The organism is Thermostichus sp. MS-CIW-26 (genome assembly GCF_054059115.1).
This window is the reverse complement of the sequence record NZ_JBSSBV010000017.1, coordinates 11,996-30,645: the sequence shown is the minus strand read 5'-3', so window position 1 is coordinate 30,645 and position 18,650 is coordinate 11,996. Positions and strand designations below refer to the sequence as shown.

Sequence of the window (18,650 nt, the reverse complement as noted above, 5' to 3'; positions counted from 1 at the left end):
ATCTCAATCCAATCTTGTTGAGTTTGAGCTCAGGCAGCAGGAATGAGGATCCCGTCTTCCGAGAGAAACCGGGAGCTGAGAAAGGGACGCAGCGCCTTGGGAATGCGAATCGAGCCATCCGGCTGTTGGTGATTTTCCAGCAGGGCAGCCAGAGAGCGCCCCACCGCCAAGCCAGATCCGTTCAGGGTGTGGACAAACTGGGTGCCTTTCTGGCCGGCTTCTTTGTAGCGCAGGTTAGCACGGCGGGCCTGAAAGTCCCAGCAGTTGGAGCAACTGGAGATCTCGCGGTATTGATTTTGGGAGGGGAACCACACCTCCAAGTCAAAGCAGCGGGCTGCCGCAAAGCCCAAATCGCCGCTACACAGCTCCACCACCCGGTAGGGCAGCTCCAGCATCTGTAAGATGGCCTCGGCATCCTGCACCAGCTTCTCGTGTTCGGCTTCCGATTGATCTGGGCGAGTGACCTTGACCAGCTCCACTTTTTGAAACTGGTGCAACCGGATCAGCCCCTTGGTGTCGCGGCCATAGCTGCCCGCCTCACGGCGAAAACAAGGGGTGTAAGCACAGAAGTAAAGAGGGAGGGACTCCGCAGGGATTACCTCATCCCGGTACAGATTGGTAAGGGGAACTTCCGCCGTCGGGATCAGCCACAGGTCGTCGTCAGCACAGCGAAAGCTGTCTTCGGCAAACTTGGGCAACTGCCCCGTCCCCTGCAAAGCGGCGCTGTTGACCAAAAAGGGTGGGATCACCTCGGTGTAGCCGGCTGCAACGTGGCGCTCCAGCATCATGGCAATCAAAGCCCGTTCCAGGGCCGCGCCCGCCCCTACCATAGCCACAAAGCGGCTTTGGGCCACTTTGACCGCACGGCCAATCTCCAGCAACCCTAGTTTTTCGGCAATCTCGTCATGGGGAAGGACAGGATGGGCCGGCTTTAGCTCCTCACCCCAGCGGCGCACCTCTACATTGTCGGCCTCATCTCGGCCAACCGGCACGCTGGGCAGGGGCAAATTGGGCAGGGTGAGCAGCCGAGCACGAATCTCCTCTTCCAGCTCCCGTTCCTGCTGCTCCAGTTGGGCAATCTCGGCCTTGAGATCCACCCCCCGCTGCCGCAGGGCCGCCACTTCGGGGCCTTGGGGATCCGCCCCCTGGCGGAGGATCTCGCCGACTTTTTTGCCGAGACTGTTGCTTTCGGCCTGCAGGGATCCCTTGCGGGCCTCCAACTGCCGCCGCTCCCGATCCAACTGCAGGATCCCATCCAGATCGACTGTGGCCCGGCGGTTTTGCAGGGCTTGGCGTACCTGTTCAGGGCGATCCCGCAGCAGCTTCAGATCCAGCACAGAGATGGTCTACCCTCAGCTCCAGATATCCGACCTATTTCTTTAGCCAGCTAAACATGGCCCGCAGCTCCCTGCCCACCTGTTCAATGGGGTGTTCGGCCTCGCGGCGCCGCATCGCAGTAAGCCCTGGCTTGCCGGCCTGATTTTCCAAGACAAATTCACGGGCAAATTGGCCGCTTTGAATCTCGGCGAGGATGCGTTTCATCTCGGCGCGGGTTTGCTCCGTGATGATGCGGGGGCCACGGGTGTAGTCGCCGTATTCTGCCGTGTTGGAGATGCTCTGGCGCATTTTCTCCAAGCCCCCCTCGACAATGAGATCCACGATCAGCTTCACCTCATGCAGGCACTCGAAGTAGGCCAGTTCCGGCTGGTAGCCCGCTTCCACCAAGGTTTCAAACCCCGCTTTGATCAGAGCCGTCAGCCCACCGCAGAGCACCACCTGCTCGCCAAAGAGGTCGGTTTCGGTCTCTTCCCGGAAGGTGGTTTCCAAAATGCCGGCCCGCGTGCCACCGATGGCTTTGGCATAGGCCATGGCCCGCTCCCGTGCCATTCCCGAGGCATCTTGATAGACGGCAAACAGGCAGGGCACCCCTTCCCCCGCTTGGTAGGTGCGCCGCACCAAGTGCCCAGGGCCTTTGGGGGCAACCATGATGACATCCACGTCTGCCGGCGGCTGGATCTGCCCGAAGTGAATGTTGAAGCCATGGGCAAAGAGGAGCACGTTCCCCGGCTGCAGGTGGGGACGGATTTCGCCCTGGAAAACGGCCTTTTGCACTTCATCGGGCAGCAAAACCATTACCCAATCGGCGGCAGCGGCAGCATCCGCCACCGTTTTGACCATTAAGCCGTCTTGCTCGGCTTTGGGCCAGGAAGGGCTGCCAGGGTAAAGGCCAACGATGACCTGGACACCGCTATCGCGCAAATTGAGGGCGTGGGCGTGGCCTTGGCTGCCATAGCCGATGATGGCAACGGTTTTATCGGCCAAAGGCTCCAGGTTGGCGTCGGTGTCGTAGTAGAGGCGGGCCATGGTCGAGCAGGGCGTGAGCAGGTGCTTGACTAGGATAGCAGGATTGGATCCAACTTGCTGACCTCAAGCGCCGTGATGAACAGTTTTCACCCACCTTAGGCGCTTGGGCTGTACACACATGCGAGCGGTTGTGGCGATCATAACCGGCAGCCAGTGGAGCATGTAGACCAAGCCCAGGGCGGTGTGCCACCAAAGTCGCCGTCCGCGCAAGCCCTCCACCTGGCGTAGCCCCCGGTAAAAAGCCACTGTCAGGCAGCCCATCACCAGAGCGTTCAAGGGGAGCAGCACCGAGGAGTGGCCCGCCAACAGCACCCAGAGGGTGTCGGGAACCAAGGCCATCGGCAGCAAGTACTGAGAAATAAAGAAGGCCCAGAGATCTACTGTTTTGGCCATCCCCATCCGGCGACCGAGGATCCCTGGCCAGTAGTCGAGATAGCGCTGGTAGCCCCCTTCCGCCCAGCGGCAGCGCTGGTGCCAGAGACTTTTCCAAGAGGTGACCCCTTCTTCGACGATGGCCGGCTCCGTCAGAAAGGCGATATCTACGCCCGCCAGGTGCAGCTTGAAGGTGAGATCCAGGTCGTCAGTGAGGGTGCTCTCATTCCAGCCGCCGCACTTTTCCAAGACATCTCGCCGCACCAGTTGGCCATTGCCGCGTAGCTCGCCAATGCCCCTCACGGCCACGCGCTGCTGCTGAAAATAAGCGTCGGAGGCCATTTCCGCCACCTGCCCCAGAGTCCAGAAGTTGACGTTGGGGTTGCTCAGGGCCTTGCGCACCTGGACAGCGCCTACCGTCCGTCTGCTGAAACGGCTGCGCAGGCTTCCCACTTGAACAAACAAGGGCAGAGTGCGGGCAAGAAAATCCGAAGGCACCACAGCATCGGCATCGCAGACCAGGATGATCTCCCCTTGGGTGAGGGGCAGTACCTCGTTGAGGGCGCCGGACTTACCCCCGCCCCGCCCCGGCTGCCGCCGGTAAACCCGCAGATGGGGGATCCACTTTTGGGCTTCCCGCAGAACTTCAGGGGTGGCATCGCTGCTGTTGTCGTCGATGGCCCACAGCTCCAGATGGCTGGTGGGGTAACGGAGCTGGGTCAAGCTGTGCAACAGCCGTGGGAGCACTGCGCTCTCATTCTTGGCTGGGATCAACACAGCCACACGGGGCAAGGCCAGCCCGCCCAACTCAGAAAGCCCGCTCTGCCCATCCCGTTGCATTGGCAGGACAGAGTCATTGTTGTTAGGGTCATCGCTGTTATCTGTTGACCTGGGATCCCGGCGGGTCGCAGCGGCAGGAGGAAGTCTCAGAGGGGGCAGGGAGGTCGCCGGTTGCAGGCGAAATAAGCGGCTAATGTGGATCACCATGAACGTGGCCAAACCAACGGTGATCCAACGGGCCGTCGGCACCACATGCATCAGGCTGACCAACCCCCACACCATGGCCAGAACCAGCAGAGCCTTGAGACGGCGGCGCTGGGCCGAGGTGAGCAACCAATCGGGAAGATGAAGATCCTCGAGAGGCTCTGGCTCTGACCAGACGAACTCAGACATGGGAATCCTCCCCCGGGCGGCAATGTTACCCAACCTCGCCAGCCTGTGCGAGCGTTAACCCAAAGGCTGTTAAGAGGTTGTTACCTATTGTCACCCATTGTGTTGGCGAAACGGAGTTCTCGAGAACCTACAGGCGAGAAAAATTGGGGATCCCGACTGCCGCTTCTCCGGCAAGGGGGTGAGTAGCCTATGGGTTACCGCGAATCTCTTTGATCACCCCATCTTCCAGAAGGATCTCGACCTGCATTTTCTGGATCAGGTTGTCTCCTTTTTGGACTCGGAAGAAGCTCTCCACATTGCCCTGCAGCACTTCTTGGTTAAGCTCCAGGGTGCTCAGTTGGTTGATCTGCTGCAACAATTGGTTTTTCTGATCCAAGAGGCGGATTTTCTGCTCGTTCACGCGGCTTTTCACCGCTTCCACCTGTTGGAGCACTTGAGGGCTGTTGGGGTTGGGGCTTTGTTTCTCCAGTTCGGCAATAGCCCGCTTGCCCTGAAACTCCAGTTGTTGCATCTGAGCATCGGTGGCTTCGATCTGCCGCTCCAATTGCTCCTGCATTTCCTTTTTCCAAAGGGGTGTGACCACCACCTTGATGGGAATGTTGCGCTTGAGCAGTAATTGAGTGCCGTTGCTGACGTTGTTTTCTTCCATAAGACTCATCCAGGCAGACGACCAACCAAACCAGGGGCTTGTGCCCATTGTAGAAAGCTCCCCTCAAAAGCTCTGGGGTTGGGGAAGAGGAGCTTGACAGACCGGATCCTCCCCCGCCGAGCCGGAGAATCCATCTACTTATCCTACCGGCTGGGATCCCTGCGGTAAAGTCTTGATTTCGGGAAACTGCAATTTTGGTTAAGGATCTTAAAGGCCGCCGCCTTGCCCTGGCACAGATTCGGCTAGCGTGAGAGACAGTGTTCTTTTTTGCGGCAGCCATGAGCGAACGGGCCTCGACCCCTTCCAAGCCCTCTGCTGGGATCACCGAGCCGGTGCGGATTGCCTCTCGAAAAAGCGAGTTGGCTTTGGTGCAGACCCAGTGGGTGATGGGTCAGTTGCAAGAACACCATCCGGGATTACCTCTGGAGCTCAACACCCTTTCCACCCAGGGAGACATCATCCTGGATGTGGCACTGGCCAAAATTGGGGACAAAGGTCTTTTTACCAAGGAATTGGAAGTTAGCCTGCTCAACGGCAGCAGCGACTTGGCGGTACACAGCCTTAAAGACTTACCCACCCGCCTGCCGGAGGGCTTGGTGTTGGGGGCGATCACGCGGCGGGAGGATCCCCTGGATGCTTTGGTGGTGGGGGAAAAGTTCCGGGATTACCGACTGGCCACCCTGCCAGAGGGGACGGTGATCGGCACTTCATCGCTGCGGCGGCTGGCCCAACTGCGCCATGCCTTTCCCCACTTGCACTTTAAGGATGTGCGGGGCAACCTCAACACCCGCCTGGCTAAGCTGGAGCGGGGAGAGTACGATGGCCTGATTTTGGCGGTGGCCGGCTTGAAGCGTCTGGGCAAAGCCGACCGGATCCACGAGGTGTTGGATCCCAGCGTGTCTCTGTACGCGGTTGGCCAGGGATCCCTGGGGCTCGAGTGCCGGCAGGGGGACGAGCGCATCCTCGATTTGGTGCGACCCTTGGCGGATGTGGAAGCGACGGCGCGCTGTTTGGCCGAGCGGGCCTTCTTGCGGGCTTTGGAGGGAGGGTGTCAGGTGCCCATTGGCGTTCACAGCCAAGTCCGAGGGGAGGAGCTGCACCTAACCGGTATGGTGGCCGAGCTGGATGGCCGGCGGCTCATCCGCGATACTCAGACGGGATCCACCGCCGATCCCGAGGCAGTGGGGATGGCTCTTGCAGAAAAGCTAAAACAGCAGGGGGCCGACGAGATTTTGCAAGCCATTTTTGCCCAGGCCCGCCGTTAGGCTTTCCTATTTTTTCTGAGTAGGCTTTGAGAACTTCAGCTAGGGTCAGCTGAAGAAAAGGGGGAACAATGAAGTCACCCCTACGTGAATTGCACTCAAATGGGAAATTCGCATTCGCAGCAGCAGTATCTAAGCTCTAGCTCAGCTTGCAAAACCGCAAACTTTGTAAATTCTTGTGAATTCCAGCTCAATTCCAGCTTTTTCCTTTGCTTGATCATGTAGCGGGGCTTGGCTTCCTAGAAGGGCAAGAATTAGAGACGGGAGAAAATCCGCCGCTCAAATTTCAGCCCCAGCCAGATTACCCCGATCCCACAGGCCACCAACACCGCCGACTTGGCCAACAGGCCGGTTGGGTACTCGAAAAAGCGGGTCAGCACCACCAGGGTTAGCCCCAACAGTCCCTGCCAGAAGCGCCCCCGCCGCCCTTGCTGTAGCCCTTCCCAGCAGAGCACTGCTGACAGCCCCAGCAACAGCAAGGTCACTATCCAGGGGGCAAAGAGGACCAAGGCTGCTCCTGCCGTCACGTTCAAAGGCACAGCGCTGCCGATCCCCAGCAAAAGCGCCAAGGCAACCAGAGAAATCAGAACAGCAGCATCCTTCAGCCAAGACGAAACGGGCTGGGATCCCTTCTCCTGCCAACCCTGCCACCAGCTCCAACCGGCTAGCAATAGCAATCCTGCTGCCGACAGGCCCGCCCAGGGATCCCCAACGTTCCAGAGGGGATCCTCGGAAAGATCGACCCACCTCCCGACAAAGCTCCAGACATAGAGCAGGACACCCAGCCCCAGCAGAGCCAAGTTCTGGGCTGTCGGGGCCAAATCCAAGCCTTGCTCCAGCTCGCCGGGAAGCTCTGGATCCCTTCCTTCAGTTAAAACCCGGCTTAGCCAAGGCTTATGGCGTTGGTGCCACAGACCCAACCCCCACACAACTGCAACACCAAGCAGATGCAAAAGGGTTAAACCTTGGAAAGAGCTGCCCAAACGCTCGGCTAACCCTTGCAACGCCAGGCCAAAGTTCACCACGGCCAGGGCAAAAACCCAGCGAGAGCAACACCAATAGGCCAGAGGAACCAGCAGGCCCAGGGTCAACCAAGGATAGAGGAAGTTGACAGTCCCCCAATCCACGAAGTCGGCTACCATCCCCAAGCCCAGCAGAAGGCAGGCCAGTACACCACTGGGGCTGTGACGCAAGCTGTAGGCCATGGCCAAACTGCCCATCCCCCAGGCCCAAAACAAGCCTGCCGCGGATCCGCCAAGCTGAACCCACTGCGCCATCAGGCCAATACAGGCTCCCAGGGTCAGTTCACCGGCTATCAGCAGGGCGCTGCCCAGCCGTCGGGATCCCTGCTGCCAAACCTGGAAGCCAGCCACCTGCAGCCCTACCATGAGGGCCAAGCACCCCCAGGCTCTTGCCCAGCGGGGAATGGCAGCCCAGTTGGCCGCCACAAAGGAGATCACCCCTAGGCCCACCAGAACTGCGCCAAACAGCAGCAGCACCAAGACAAAACGGCTGCCGGCCGCTCGGGGCAAGCTATCCAGTTGGTAGTACTCCCACAGCCGATCCCGCTGCTCAGGTTCGATCAACCCCTGCTCCACCCAGGTGTTCAGCAGGTTGGCCAGTTGGCGGCGGAAACGCTCGCCGGGGTAGGGGGGGCGGGGAGAGGTCATGGCGGGATCCCGACAAGCGAAAGGAGGCTCGGGCGTTAAAGGAGTGGGATCGCTGAGGCGATTATAGTCCCTCACCCCTGGCTCCTCTCCCTCTAGGAGCATGACTCTAGTCAATAATAAGCTCAACTATACTGAAAATAATGTATAATATGTTCAGTACAGATTACTACCAGTTGATCTTTCTGTTTACTTTCGAGTCTGCCAACATGGTAGCCAAAGCAAAGCAGAAAATTGGTAGTAAGACGACACGGAAACTGCGCTTTGGGTATTCTACTCAAAGCTTTGCGGGATACCGCCATTCTGTTTGGACTCCGTCCCGCTAACGCGAATGGAAACAAACAGAATGCTATCGCTGCATAGTTGAACAGTGATGTTCAGCAGTGTTCAGCGTAAATGTATCAGAGAAGGAATTGGGATCCCACTGCCTGAAGCACCCGCTGCAACACCTCTTGATAGCCAGCCACCGGATCCCCCAGATCAAAGCGAAAGAGATCCTTGTCCAGCACTCGCGGCTCGGATCCCTCCCGATCCCAAAGACGGCAGGTATCGGGGCTAATCTCGTCGGCTAGCAGGATCTCTCCCTTCTCGTCCAGGCCAAACTCCAGCTTAAAGTCCACCAGCTCCAGCTGACAGCGCCGCCAAAAGGCCTGCAGATGAGAGTTAATGGCCAAAGCCAGGGATCCCAAGCGCTCCACCTGCTCCGGCGTGGCCAACTGCAATAGGCGGATGTGGTCGGGGGTTACCAGGGGATCCCCTAGGGCATCGTTTTTGTAATAGAACTCTACCAGCGGCGGCTCGATGGGAAGGCCCTGCTCCAGGCCCAGCCGTCGGCAGAGGCTACCCGCTGTGCGGTTGCGCACCACCACTTCCAAAGGCAGGATGTGCAAGGCTCGCACCTGCATCTCGGTGGGGCCGGTTTGGGCCAAGAAATGGTTGGGGATCCCTTGCTGCGCCAGGTAGGCAAACACATGGCTGGAGACGGTGCAATTCACCTCTCCCTTGCCGGCGATGGATCCCCGCTTTTGGGCGTTGAAGGCGGTGGCGTCGTCTTTGTATTGGCAAAGATAAACCCTGGGATCGGCAGTGCGGTAGATGCGCTTGGCCTTGCCCTCGTAGAGCAGCTCTTGGGGGGAGAATGGCATACGCTAACCCCTAGTATCCGGCCAGCCGTCCGCGGATCCCTTGCCAGAGGGTAATGGCCAAGATGCGCAGATCCAGCCACAGCGACCAGTTTTGCACATAGTAGAGATCATACTGGGTGCGGCGGGCAATGCTGGTATCTCCCCGCAGGCCGTGGATCTGGGCCCAGCCGGTGAGGCCACTTTTTACCAAATGCCGATCCGGATACTTGGGGATCTCCTGGCTAAACTGCTCGACAAAGTAGGGCCGCTCTGGGCGGGGGCCCACTAGGCTCATTTCCCCTTTCAGGACGTTCCACAGTTGGGGCAGCTCGTCCAGGTTGGTGCGGCGCAAAAAGGCTCCTATCTTGGTTCGGCGCGGATCCCCGGGGCGCGTCCAGCCCGGCTGGCCGGCTGCCTCAGCATCCACTCGCATGGTGCGGAACTTGGCAATCCAAAAGCGACGCCCGTCCAAGCTCACCCGCTCCTGCCAGTACAAGATGGGGCCAGGGCTAGTGCAGGCTACCAACAGGGCAATAATCAAAAACAGAGGGCTAAGCAAGATCAGGCCCAGGGAAGCTCCTAGGATGTCTAGAGCTCGCTTGAGGAACCGGTTGTGGGCGTAGCGCAAAGGGGGCTGACGCAGAGTTAGCAGCGGGATCCCGTCGAGAGACTGCAGGCTGAAGTTCACCGTTAAAAAACTTAAGATATCCGGCACCAAGCGCACCTGCACCGACAATGTTTGCAAACTGAGCAACAGAGGAGCAGTTGCCAGCTCCGGTTGCCCAAACCACACCTCCTGCACTTCTGGGTGGGCTTGCAGATAGGCAATCAAATGGACCAGATCCAGACGCTCAAGAGCCGACCAGGAAGGCTCAAGCTGACTGCACAAGCAGGAGAGGGTTCCTCGGGATGAGCCGGACAGAGTCCTGTCGGCAGACTCAACCCCGCCAGAGGTAGGGCGGGCGGTGTTTAGTACTGGATATGAATCTTGACAGGGATCCCCATTTTGAGATGGGGGATCTTCCTCAAAAGAGCCTTGCTCTACGCCTGCCCAGGCGACTACCTGGAAGCCCAACTGCGGGGATCGCTGCAATCGCTCCAACACTTCCGCCAACACCGACCAGGATCCCACCCAGATGACCTGCCGCCGACCGTAGCCCCTAGAGCACAACCAGCCCATGCCCAGCCGCAACCCCACCCGTACCAAAGTCAAACTCAGCAGAGCCAACAAGCCGGCGTAGCCCACCACCAGCCGCGACAAAGAGACCGAGCGAACGAAAAAGGCCCCTGCCAGCACCAAACCAAACGTCAATCCCAACCCCACCAGCAAACTGGCCCATTCTTCAAAGCGAGACAAGCGCTTCGACTCACCGTATCCGCCTAAGCCCGCCTGAATGCCCCAATAACTGAGGGCGGTCAACAATCCCAAGGCCGCGTAGACATCCCAAGGCAAGAGCTGATGAGGACGCAAGCTGCGCAGCCAGTAGCCCGCCCCAAAGGCCAACCAAATACAAAGGCCATCGCCAAAACAGGCCAAGGGCACCCACAAACGATGCAGATCCAGACGAGTTTTATAGCCGCGTTCGGCCAAGGGTTATCTCCTTCGGCATCAAGACCGTTGACAATCTTACAGAAAAGATTGTGCATCTGAGGCTATTGGACAAGATCAGTGTTGACCAAAACTTGAATGGGTAGCCCTCACCAGATAATTCTATTGACGGCCCTTCCCAGCTTCAAAGGACTTCATGCTGCTGACACAAAATAAGTTCTTTAAGTAATTGGGATCCTCATCATGCAAGAGATAAAAATCCCTGTTGAGTGGGTTAAGTACCGTCGGAAAAGGCTGTTGTAGAAACTACCAGAATTGCAGACATTAGATGTCGAAACATGAGAGTTTAAGCAATGATCAAAGTGCAGTCTGAGAACAGCAATGATGACAGGATACTACGATTTCGTTGCCGGGCCGGCTACTGCCAGCAGAGATACACCAAAGGGCAGAGAAAACTTAGGTATCAGATAGGCTTCTGCAGCAAAAATACCCGTCAGCAGTCGATTGAGCCAAAGCGGCGGCATTTTCAGATCTTGGCTTTCCCTCAGGCGAAGCACTTTCTGCATTATGCGGATCCCTGAAATGATTGGGAAAAGAAAACTGTTGAAGAAAACAAGGGTATAAACTTCTAGACCTGAGCTTTTAAGCAACGACAAAAGTTGCCCGCGGGTATATCGTCTCTTGTGATGATTAAGCTCATCATGTAAACTCCACAGCCACGGATAAGCCGGAACAGTTACAACTAAGTAGCCAGATGGGGTTAACCTTTGACTGAGGGCTAGGAGAGCTTCTTTGTCATTCTCCAGATGCTCCAGCACATCCAGCAAAGCAATCAAATCAAATGGCTGAGAGCCAAAAGGGATCCGATGCGGCAACTCACCCTCGGCAACGATGCCAATACCGCGAGCTTGGGCCAGCGGCAGCGCAATCTCACTCTTTTCCATAGCCCAAACTTCGCCAAATCTGGATAACATCTCCAGGTTGCCGCCACTACCACAGCCAGCTTCCAAAATACGAGCAGAGGGTAGAAGTGATAGGGATCCAATAACCCGACTCAAAATGTGACGGCGACCCAGAAACCACCAATGCTGGTCTTCCAAGTCTGCCATTTGTTGGTAAGCCTTGGGATCCATACCCGTAACCCAACAAAAGATCAAAAACAGGATTAGCCGCAGAAGGGGTTAGCAGAGCATATCTATCTAAACTAAGTTTAGGGGGATAATCGAGCCTTTCCCCAGCGATGCTTACGATACCAGGCCGCCACGTGGGGACACCACGCTTCAAAGTGGGGCCAAATCAGTTCACACAGATGTTGAATTTCTCGTTGAGCATCTTCTTTGGCTCGTAAATCCAAAAAATGCATTAGACTACGGCAATTGAAAGAGACCACGAAGTGTTGTCGGATCCCGTAGCCAATGATGTTACGGGCATCTTCATAGGGCAATCCGCACTCTTCTACCAGGCGATAATAAGCAATGGCCTGGCTGCGATATTGCGCAAGAATGATATCCAAAGCTTCGGGGGAGATGGGCCTAAAGCCTTGGCGGGTTTTGGCCTTGCCCTCCTTGACGCTGGCAGGAACGTAAAACAAAGTTTCCAGCTCTTGCAAAGACAAGGAGGACTCCGTCCCGCCACTGTGCTCCGCATTGCTGACGCAACCGCAGCCGGTCTCGCCAACAGGAGCAGCAGTCTCGGTTGTGCTCCGCACCGCTGACGCGAACAAGAGCTTTTTGCCCAAATCGGCAATTTGCTGGCCTGTATATCGGAAGGATTGAACATCAAAAGAAATTCCCACCCGATGAGTACGGGCCTGTTGCATGACGGCGTGGGGAAAATAGCCCACCCCAAACGTGATCTGAGGATGCTCTAGAGGCCCATAGTGGCCACGGTTGCCCTCCAGCAAATGCCTCACCACGGCCTCTCCATACTTTTCCGGGATCCGGCTCTCTGGAGTGACAAAATCAGGGCTGTAATCCTGATGCATGGCCTGGTAGATGACCCGTTCTGGATCTGGGGTTTGATTCAGCACCACAACTTGAAACAAAGCATCCACAGGCTGCATCCCCTAGTGCTTCGCACCGCATGTTAGGATTCTGAGATCCTTGTAAGATCATATTGGCAGCGGAGAACGCCAACGGCATTGGCTTGCTCCACCACAGAGCATATTCCCTATCTGCCCCCACCCTGAGGTATTCCTTAACTCAGTGTAAGGAGAAGAGAGACCGAAACACCTTGGCTATAGGAGCCTACGAGCTCGAGTTTCCTCTGCCAGCACCAGGCTTAGGGCCGGATTGCTGCGCAACAATCCCGCTACATAGAGGGTATAGACTTTCCCCGCCTCCAGCTGCAGGTCAAACCGTTGCAAGGGAATGCTCCGGCTGGGAGCCGACTGCACACTTGGCGCGGAGGCTGAAGGGGCTATGGCCACTTGAATTTGGGTAAAGCCGGGGCGCATAGCTTGAAAGGTGGATACTTGTCCAAACGCCAACTGGGGCAGCAGTACCCGCCCTTGCTCCCCTTGCCATTGCAGGGCCGGCGCATCGGGAGCAGCGTGGACAAACCGCACCAGGGCTTGATCAAAGGGCGGATGGATGTTGTCCTCTAGGACCAGGGCCGTCATGCGATTCGGCTCGTTGGCAGCAACCACCGAGAATACTCCCCCGCCCCTGAGATTGGCTACGGTTCTGGCCGCAACCGCAGAACTCGCAGGCTGGCCAGGGTTCTCAGGCGTTGAAAACAAAACAATGTCGTACTCGCCCGCCGGTATGCGCACGTACTCGCTCACCGAGCCATAGGCTATGCCCCGAGCAGCCTTCACCCCTCCCACTTCCAAGTCGATCCGAGGGGCATTGGGGGCCACATGCACCAACCGCACCTGCACTTCAGAAACCCCTGCAGATGCCGAAGGCATCGGGATGGCACAGCCGGACAAAAGCCCCGACATCAACGATCCACCCACCACGCAGAGCACTGCGCCCACCCACCGTCGCACCATGTTCACGCTCACTCCTACTCCTCACACCCAACGCTCACCGGGGATCGAGCTGCTGTGTTCCGCCAAGCCAAGGGGCGCTCTCGCTCCCCAAGAGTTCGTATTGGCGCAAGGGATCCCACCCTGCTGACGCCAAGGAACCTGCTCTTGTCTTACTCCACTTTTGCGCCCAATGCCATAGAGCTATGGGACGAGTTGGGATCCGATCCCTTCTAAACCAAAGGGAACTCGCGGGACTTCGCCTCACCTGCAGCATCTGGGTTGGGGGCAGGGATCCCTGGCTGTTCGCGCTCGCGGGACGGAGTCCTTGGAGACCGACGGCTAAACAAGCGGAAATAAGTGCTCACAGCCAGCTCTTTGAGCGGGAAAAGCAAGTAGGTCAGGGGGTTGATGGTGACGATGATGTTGCGGCAGTCTCGTTTGGCCTGGGCCAAGATCTGAGCGGCCACCCAATCTCCCGACATAACCCCAATGGGATTGAGCTGGCTCTTGAAGGGGCCGAGGATGAGCTTGCGCACTGTGCAGGGAGCATCGAGGCGGCGCAGAGTAACCAGATCGCCTAGGGCCCTCTTGGAGAGCTCGTAGAGGGGACTGAAAGCAGGGCTAGCCTCAGCCTCTGAGGTGTTCACCCACACCTCTTTGGTGGCCATCTCAGGGTTGCCGCGCACCGTCTGGAAGAACAGCTCCATTAGGCGCCAACTGGAGAAAGTGTTGACGGCATAGGACTGGCGGACAGACTCGGGATCCCGTTGCCTGTGGACGTTCAGGCCGTGGTTGAGCACCAAGATATCCACCCGCTCCAGCAGCTCAGCCAGGGATCCCTCTTGCCCCACCTGCCAGCGAACGGTCTCCACCGGCTGGATCTGGCCGTCCACTTCGATGTGAACCGAATCCGAATGGGAGCTGAGGGCGATGACTTTGGCCCCCTGCTGGTGAAAATGCTTGAGCAAGGCCCGGCCCAGGGTGCCGGAGGCGCCGGTGACGGCTACTCGCTTGCCTTTCAAGGAGAGACTGGTGCCCATGAGCCGATCTACGAGAGTCAGGGTGCCGCAAAAATAGGCGTTGGTATCGTCGAAGTGGTGCCGCCAGTGGTAGGCGCGGTTGACATGCCATTGGCTGGGAGGAACGGGGAAAGGCCCCGGCTGGTGGGTGATATCCGTCTGCAGGGCCAGCCCCCAACCCCGCAGCATACCAGCCACCCAGAAACTGGCCGAGTAGACCACCCCCACCGCTGCCGCCAGGCCGTACAGCAGGGATCCCTGGCCCAATACCACCACCCAAGGGATCCCGGCCAGGATCATCGTCGCCGCTTCGGGAACGTCGTGGTGCCACTGGGATTCTCGGTACAGCTGTGCATCCACCACGCTAAGGTCGGGGCGGAACAGGCGGTGGTGCAGGATGTGTTTGGGCATCAGCCAGGGCCACCGGTGGGCCAGCCAATGGCGCCCATCCCGCACGATCTCAGCCCAAAGGATGGAGGCTAGGGCGACAGCCCCCACCCCTATCCAATGACTTACGCTGCTGACATCCATAGACTCGCTTGCGGTGGCCAAACTGCTCTTGGGCTTGTCGTCGCCTCTTCTGTAGGCTTAGTTAGCAACCCTCAAAAATCATCGCAAAGATTCTTCAAAAGATCATCTGCGAGCCTGTCTTCCCTCACCCCCGGCCCCTCTCCCTCAGGGAGAGGGGAGGTAGAAATCAAGGGGCTACGGGCTGAAGCTGATACATTTACGCTGAACACTGCTGAACATCACTGTTCAACTATGCAGCGATAGCATTCTGTTTGTTTCCATTCGCGTTAGCGGGACGGAGTCCAAACAGAATGGCGGTATCCCGCAAAGCTTTGAGTAGAATACCCAAAGCGCAGTTTCCGTGTCGTCTTACTACCAATTTTCTGCTTTGCTTTGGCTACCATGTTGGCAGACTCGAAAGTAAACAGAAAGATCAACTGGTAGTAATCCGTACTGAACATATTATACATTATTTTCAGTATAGTTGAGCTTATTATTGACTAGAGTCATGCTCTCGGATCTCGACCGGATCTCCAACGGCCAAACCCAAAGCAGCAGCCGTCCCGCCGCGAAACTCCAGCACACCGTCCACCGACTGGGAAGGAGGCGGCCCATAGGTGGGGCAGGGTTGGGCGGGGCAGCCGGGCACATCGGCGGCAATGTACACCACCTTGCCTTGGTGAAGGAAAATGATGTCCAGGTTGATCAGGGTGTTGAACATCCAAAAAGAAGCTGGCTGGGGCGGATCAAAGGGAAACCACATGCCCCGATCCGGCGGCAAATCGGTGCGAAACATCAGGCCCAAGCGCTGTTGCTCAGGGGTGCGGGCCACCTCTAGCTCAAAGCGTTGGCCGGCAAGGGTGACTTCGGCTTCAACCGGCAGTTGCTGGGGCTGCCCTATGGCTGGGGGGGATGGAGAGATGGCTTCGGTTACCTGAGTTTGGGAGGCGGGAGATCTCTCCGTGGCAGCAGTACATCCCAAGCCGGATCCCAGGAGCAGTAGAGCCAGGCCCAAGGCGACTCTGCACCCTTTTGGAACGTGTATCGTGAACAGAACCATGTGGCACTCTCCTGTGCAGGCTTCATCCTATCGCGCCAGACGCTGCTGCTGCGACTTGGCCAACCGGATGCAGAAAGTTCCCCTCTGGGAGGGCCTTGCCAATTCTTGCTTGCCGGAAGCTGCCTGCGTCTTTCCACCTTGAGCGCAGCGGAAATGGCGTCCCTGGGCAAGAGCAGCCCGCAACCGACCCGATAGCATAGCCATAGACTTTGTCGTTCCCCACCCTGCCAGGAGAGCCGTATGAAAGACCCTTTCAATTTCAATTTCAATAGATTCAATAGATCCTCGGTGAGCTGGATCCCGCTTCTGGCTCTGCTGGGTTTACTGAGCCTGGGCCTCTGGCCCACTCACGGGATGGGATCCCGTTCACAGGAAACCCCGGTGCGGATTCCCTTTGAGCCAACGGTGACCTATGGGGAAGGGTATGGGAAAAAGACCGTGGCCCAACAAGCCCAAAGCCGCTTTGCGCTGAAACTGTTTGATCACCTGCTCCGTCAGCAGCCCCAAGAGAACCTCTTTTTCTCCCCCTTGAGCATCCGCCTGGCCCTGAGCATGCTCTACAACGGCGCCTCTGGGGAGACTCAAACGGCAATGGCCGAGGTGCTGGAGGCACAGGACCTTTCCCTCAATGAGTTGAACTGGAGCAATGCCCAAATGGTGGGCTGGCTGGCGGAGGGATCCCCGGCAGGAGGGCCAGTCCAGGTGCAAATGGCCAACGGCCTCTGGGTGGATCAAACCCTCACCTTACAGCCCCAGTTTTTGCAGGCTTTGGCCACCCACTACCAAGCGGTGGTGAATCGGGTGAATTTGGGATCCCGGCAAACGGTGAACCAGATCAACGGCTGGGTGGCCGAGCGCACCCAGGGCAAGATCAACCGCATTGTGGATCGCCTCAGCCGCGAGGATTTGATGGTTTTGCTCAATGCCATCTACTTCAAAGGCGAGTGGACTCAGCCCTTCGATCCGGAGCGCACCCAAACTCAGCCCTTTACTCGGTTGGATGGCCGCCGCGTCCGAGTACCCATGATGGTTCAATCAGGTCGTTACGACTACCTGGAAACCGAGCAGTTGCAGGTGGTGAGCCTGCCCTACGGGGAAGGAGAACTGGAAATGCTGATCCTGCTGCCCAAGAAGGGAGTGAAGCTGGAATCGCTGCGGGCAGAGCTGAGCCCGGAAACTTGGCAAGAATGGACGGGATCCCTGCACCCCCGTGCAGGTTCGGTGCGGATCCCGAGATTTGAATTGGCTTATGAAACGGATCTCACTTCAGTTCTACAACAGTTGGGCCTGGGGACTGCCTTTTCCAACCGAGCCGATTTCAGCCAGATGACCCCAGAGCCAGCGCGGATCAGCAAAGTCCTGCACAAAGCAGCAATTGAAGTGAACGAAGAGGGATCCGAGGCGGCAGCCGCTACTGGGGTGATCGTCTCCCGGACTGCTGTCGACCGGCAAGAGCCATTTCAATTTGTGGCAGATCGGCCCTTCTGGTTTGCCATTGTGGCCTCCGGATCCGGCGGCAACCCAGCGGCCCAAACCGTGTTGTTCATGGGATCCCTGGTGGATCCTGAATAAGGGGATCCCTCAGGGCAGCTTGCTGACTTCTTACCGGGCGTGCAGATCGCTCTTCAGCTAGAAATCGCAGGAGCCCCGCACTGTACCCGTAGGGTCAGTGTCGGGAGGAATGCGCTTTGATGAAGTACAATGGACTTATGAGCCAAGTCCTGACCATATCCTGTAAGCTCAAGGTGTCCCAGTCGCAAGCCGCCAAATTGGACGCGACGATGGATGTCTTTGTGCAGGCATTGAACTGGGTCAACCAGAACACGCCGGAGAAGATCGTCAACGCGGTTAAACTGCAATCCCTTTGCTACTACGAGATTCGAGCTCGGTTCGGCTTGTCCAGTAACTTGGCTCAACAGGTGTGCAGACGGGTGGCAGGCGCTCGCAAAGTGGCGAGACAGCGCAACCGTCCGGTTAAAGAGTTCAAGCGTAGGTTCGTTACCTACGATGCACGTATCTTCTCATTTCGCGAGAAAGACTGGACGGTGTCGCTGACCACGGTTGAAGGGAGAGAACGCTTTGAGCTAGCCATTGGTAACTACCAGCGTGGGATGCTGGCTGGTTCTAACCCCAAATCGGCCACCCTAGTCCAGCGGAAGGACGGCTCCTACTACATCCAGATTTGCGTAGAGAAAAACCCGCCCAAGCAACAAGATACCGACAGGGTGATCGGGGTGGACTTGGGCAGGACGGATATCGCCCATACGTCAGAGGGGGACAATTGGAATGGGCAGCAGTTGAACAGAGTCCGCGACCACTACTCCAAGCTGAGGGCGGCACTCCAACGCAAAGCCAGTAAGGGCACACGCAGTTCGCGGCGCAGATGCCGTCAACTGTTGCAACGGCTGTCTGGCAAGGAGAGACGCTTCCAAACGTGGGTCAATCATCGCATCTCCAAAGCTATTGTCTCTAGGGCAAAAGCTACCAACAGCGCTATTGCTCTGGAAGACCTGACAGGGATCCGGGAAAGGGTCAATCAACAGCCACGCAGCAAAGCCGAGCGGCGTAGGACCAACAGTTGGGCGTTCTACCAACTACGTCAGTTTCTGGAATACAAGGCGAGGGTTGCAGGGGTTGCCTTGATTCTGGTACCGCCTGCCTACACGTCGCAGACCTGCCACCGGTGTTTGCACATTCATCCCGACCCTGCGCAATCCTACCGCAGTGGAAAGAAGTTTAAGTGTGGACACTGTGGATGGGAAGGGGATGCGGATTTGAATGGTGCGAATGTGATTGCGCTCTTGGGGGCTGCTGTAAACCAGCCTAGAGGTTCGTGGTTGGCTTGCCAACTGCAGGGCTACCGAAAGCCCGCCCTGTACTGCGAAGCAGTCAGGGTCGGGTAGTTTACGATGTGTTGACCCCAGACC

17 protein-coding genes are annotated in these 18,650 nt (G+C 57.6%); 4 read left to right on the top strand and 13 right to left on the bottom strand.

Features of this window, described 5'->3' with window-relative positions:
- Window positions 1-29 precede the first annotated feature (29 nt).
- The 4 genes from serS to ACVWZU_RS07455 all read right to left on the bottom strand — a co-directional run bounded on the left by serS (window position 30) and on the right by ACVWZU_RS07455 (window position 4,558).
- Entirely contained in the window at window positions 30-1,337 is a 1,308-nt protein-coding gene (serS, locus tag ACVWZU_RS07470) for a serine--tRNA ligase (protein WP_457404001.1), read from the bottom strand.
- A gap of 34 nt (window positions 1,338-1,371) precedes the next feature.
- Entirely contained in the window at window positions 1,372-2,364 is a 993-nt protein-coding gene (ilvC, locus tag ACVWZU_RS07465; RefSeq protein ID WP_414388787.1) for a ketol-acid reductoisomerase, read from the bottom strand.
- 63 nt (window positions 2,365-2,427) lie between these two features.
- Window positions 2,428-3,909, bottom strand: coding sequence for a glycosyltransferase (locus tag ACVWZU_RS07460; RefSeq protein WP_457404000.1), 1,482 nt, complete (start codon window positions 3,907-3,909; stop codon window positions 2,428-2,430).
- Between the two features lie 187 nt (window positions 3,910-4,096).
- Complete coding sequence (locus ACVWZU_RS07455; RefSeq protein ID WP_414329203.1) at window positions 4,097-4,558, bottom strand: YlqD family protein; 462 nt, start codon at window positions 4,556-4,558, stop codon at window positions 4,097-4,099.
- Window positions 4,559-4,836: 278 nt separating this feature from the next.
- On the opposite strand from ACVWZU_RS07455, the gene hemC reads away from it, so the two are divergent.
- Window positions 4,837-5,823, top strand: a complete 987-nt coding sequence (gene hemC, locus ACVWZU_RS07450) for a hydroxymethylbilane synthase (protein WP_457444168.1) — start codon at window positions 4,837-4,839, stop codon at window positions 5,821-5,823.
- Window positions 5,824-6,074: 251 nt separating this feature from the next.
- Here hemC and ACVWZU_RS07445 read toward each other — a convergent pair whose 3' ends face one another.
- The 6 genes from ACVWZU_RS07445 to ACVWZU_RS07420 form a co-directional block, all read right to left on the bottom strand.
- Window positions 6,075-7,565 carry a DUF2157 domain-containing protein gene (locus ACVWZU_RS07445; protein WP_457444166.1) on the bottom strand — a complete coding sequence of 497 codons (1,491 nt, stop codon included), beginning with the start codon at window positions 7,563-7,565 and terminating at the stop codon, window positions 6,075-6,077.
- Window positions 7,566-7,888: 323 nt separating this feature from the next.
- A complete protein-coding gene (purC, locus tag ACVWZU_RS07440; RefSeq protein ID WP_457385236.1) occupies window positions 7,889-8,632 on the bottom strand; it encodes a phosphoribosylaminoimidazolesuccinocarboxamide synthase in 744 nt (247 codons plus the stop codon).
- A gap of 10 nt (window positions 8,633-8,642) precedes the next feature.
- Window positions 8,643-10,202, bottom strand: coding sequence for a sugar transferase (locus ACVWZU_RS07435; protein WP_457444164.1), 1,560 nt, complete (start codon window positions 10,200-10,202; stop codon window positions 8,643-8,645).
- A 353-nt stretch (window positions 10,203-10,555) separates the two neighbouring features.
- Window positions 10,556-11,293 (bottom strand): class I SAM-dependent methyltransferase, encoded by a 738-nt coding sequence (locus ACVWZU_RS07430; RefSeq protein WP_457444162.1) that lies wholly within the window; start codon window positions 11,291-11,293, stop codon window positions 10,556-10,558.
- Between the two features lie 77 nt (window positions 11,294-11,370).
- Entirely contained in the window at window positions 11,371-12,222 is an 852-nt protein-coding gene (locus ACVWZU_RS07425) for an FAD-dependent thymidylate synthase (RefSeq protein WP_457385231.1), read from the bottom strand.
- A gap of 174 nt (window positions 12,223-12,396) precedes the next feature.
- Window positions 12,397-13,071, bottom strand: a complete 675-nt coding sequence (locus tag ACVWZU_RS07420) for a DUF4397 domain-containing protein (RefSeq protein WP_457444160.1) — start codon at window positions 13,069-13,071, stop codon at window positions 12,397-12,399.
- A gap of 4 nt (window positions 13,072-13,075) precedes the next feature.
- On the opposite strand from ACVWZU_RS07420, the gene ACVWZU_RS07415 reads away from it, so the two are divergent.
- Window positions 13,076-13,282, top strand: a complete 207-nt coding sequence (locus ACVWZU_RS07415; protein ID WP_457444158.1) for a hypothetical protein — start codon at window positions 13,076-13,078, stop codon at window positions 13,280-13,282.
- 82 nt (window positions 13,283-13,364) lie between these two features.
- Here ACVWZU_RS07415 and ACVWZU_RS07410 read toward each other — a convergent pair whose 3' ends face one another.
- The 3 genes from ACVWZU_RS07410 to ACVWZU_RS07400 form a co-directional block, all read right to left on the bottom strand.
- On the bottom strand, window positions 13,365-14,684 hold the full coding sequence (locus tag ACVWZU_RS07410; RefSeq protein WP_457444195.1) for a bifunctional sterol desaturase/short chain dehydrogenase: 1,320 nt from the start codon (window positions 14,682-14,684) through the stop codon (window positions 13,365-13,367).
- 472 nt (window positions 14,685-15,156) lie between these two features.
- On the bottom strand, window positions 15,157-15,678 hold the full coding sequence (locus tag ACVWZU_RS07405) for a DUF192 domain-containing protein (protein ID WP_457444156.1): 522 nt from the start codon (window positions 15,676-15,678) through the stop codon (window positions 15,157-15,159).
- 72 nt (window positions 15,679-15,750) lie between these two features.
- The gene (locus ACVWZU_RS07400) at window positions 15,751-15,927 is read right to left on the bottom strand and encodes a hypothetical protein (RefSeq protein ID WP_457444154.1); all 177 of its coding nucleotides are present in this window, start codon (window positions 15,925-15,927) and stop codon (window positions 15,751-15,753) included.
- 36 nt (window positions 15,928-15,963) lie between these two features.
- On the opposite strand from ACVWZU_RS07400, the gene ACVWZU_RS07395 reads away from it, so the two are divergent.
- Together ACVWZU_RS07395 and ACVWZU_RS07390 are read left to right on the top strand one after the other, a co-directional pair.
- Window positions 15,964-17,295: a serpin family protein gene (locus ACVWZU_RS07395; protein WP_457444152.1), complete on the top strand. Its 1,332-nt coding sequence runs from the start codon at window positions 15,964-15,966 to the stop codon at window positions 17,293-17,295.
- A gap of 137 nt (window positions 17,296-17,432) precedes the next feature.
- The gene (locus ACVWZU_RS07390) at window positions 17,433-18,626 is read left to right on the top strand and encodes an RNA-guided endonuclease InsQ/TnpB family protein (protein ID WP_457444193.1); all 1,194 of its coding nucleotides are present in this window, start codon (window positions 17,433-17,435) and stop codon (window positions 18,624-18,626) included.
- Window positions 18,627-18,650 lie beyond the last annotated feature (24 nt).

What these genes read in the sequence shown, in the direction of transcription:
- ilvC (WP_414388787.1), bottom strand. Translation starts at nt 2,364, where the DNA reads ATGGCCCGCCTCTACTACGACACCGACGCCAACCTGGAGCCTTTGGCC.
- ACVWZU_RS07460 (WP_457404000.1), bottom strand. Translation starts at nt 3,909, where the DNA reads ATGTCTGAGTTCGTCTGGTCAGAGCCAGAGCCTCTCGAGGATCTTCAT.
- ACVWZU_RS07455 (WP_414329203.1), bottom strand. Translation starts at nt 4,558, where the DNA reads ATGGAAGAAAACAACGTCAGCAACGGCACTCAATTACTGCTCAAGCGC.
- hemC (WP_457444168.1), top strand. Translation starts at nt 4,837, where the DNA reads ATGAGCGAACGGGCCTCGACCCCTTCCAAGCCCTCTGCTGGGATCACC.
- purC (WP_457385236.1), bottom strand. Translation starts at nt 8,632, where the DNA reads ATGCCATTCTCCCCCCAAGAGCTGCTCTACGAGGGCAAGGCCAAGCGC.
- ACVWZU_RS07430 (WP_457444162.1), bottom strand. Translation starts at nt 11,293, where the DNA reads ATGGATCCCAAGGCTTACCAACAAATGGCAGACTTGGAAGACCAGCAT.
- ACVWZU_RS07425 (WP_457385231.1), bottom strand. Translation starts at nt 12,222, where the DNA reads ATGCAGCCTGTGGATGCTTTGTTTCAAGTTGTGGTGCTGAATCAAACC.
- ACVWZU_RS07420 (WP_457444160.1), bottom strand. Translation starts at nt 13,071, where the DNA reads ATGCCTTCGGCATCTGCAGGGGTTTCTGAAGTGCAGGTGCGGTTGGTG.
- ACVWZU_RS07415 (WP_457444158.1), top strand. Translation starts at nt 13,076, where the DNA reads ATGGCACAGCCGGACAAAAGCCCCGACATCAACGATCCACCCACCACG.
- ACVWZU_RS07410 (WP_457444195.1), bottom strand. Translation starts at nt 14,684, where the DNA reads ATGGATGTCAGCAGCGTAAGTCATTGGATAGGGGTGGGGGCTGTCGCC.
- ACVWZU_RS07400 (WP_457444154.1), bottom strand. Translation starts at nt 15,927, where the DNA reads ATGGCTATGCTATCGGGTCGGTTGCGGGCTGCTCTTGCCCAGGGACGC.
- ACVWZU_RS07395 (WP_457444152.1), top strand. Translation starts at nt 15,964, where the DNA reads ATGAAAGACCCTTTCAATTTCAATTTCAATAGATTCAATAGATCCTCG.
- ACVWZU_RS07390 (WP_457444193.1), top strand. Translation starts at nt 17,433, where the DNA reads ATGAGCCAAGTCCTGACCATATCCTGTAAGCTCAAGGTGTCCCAGTCG.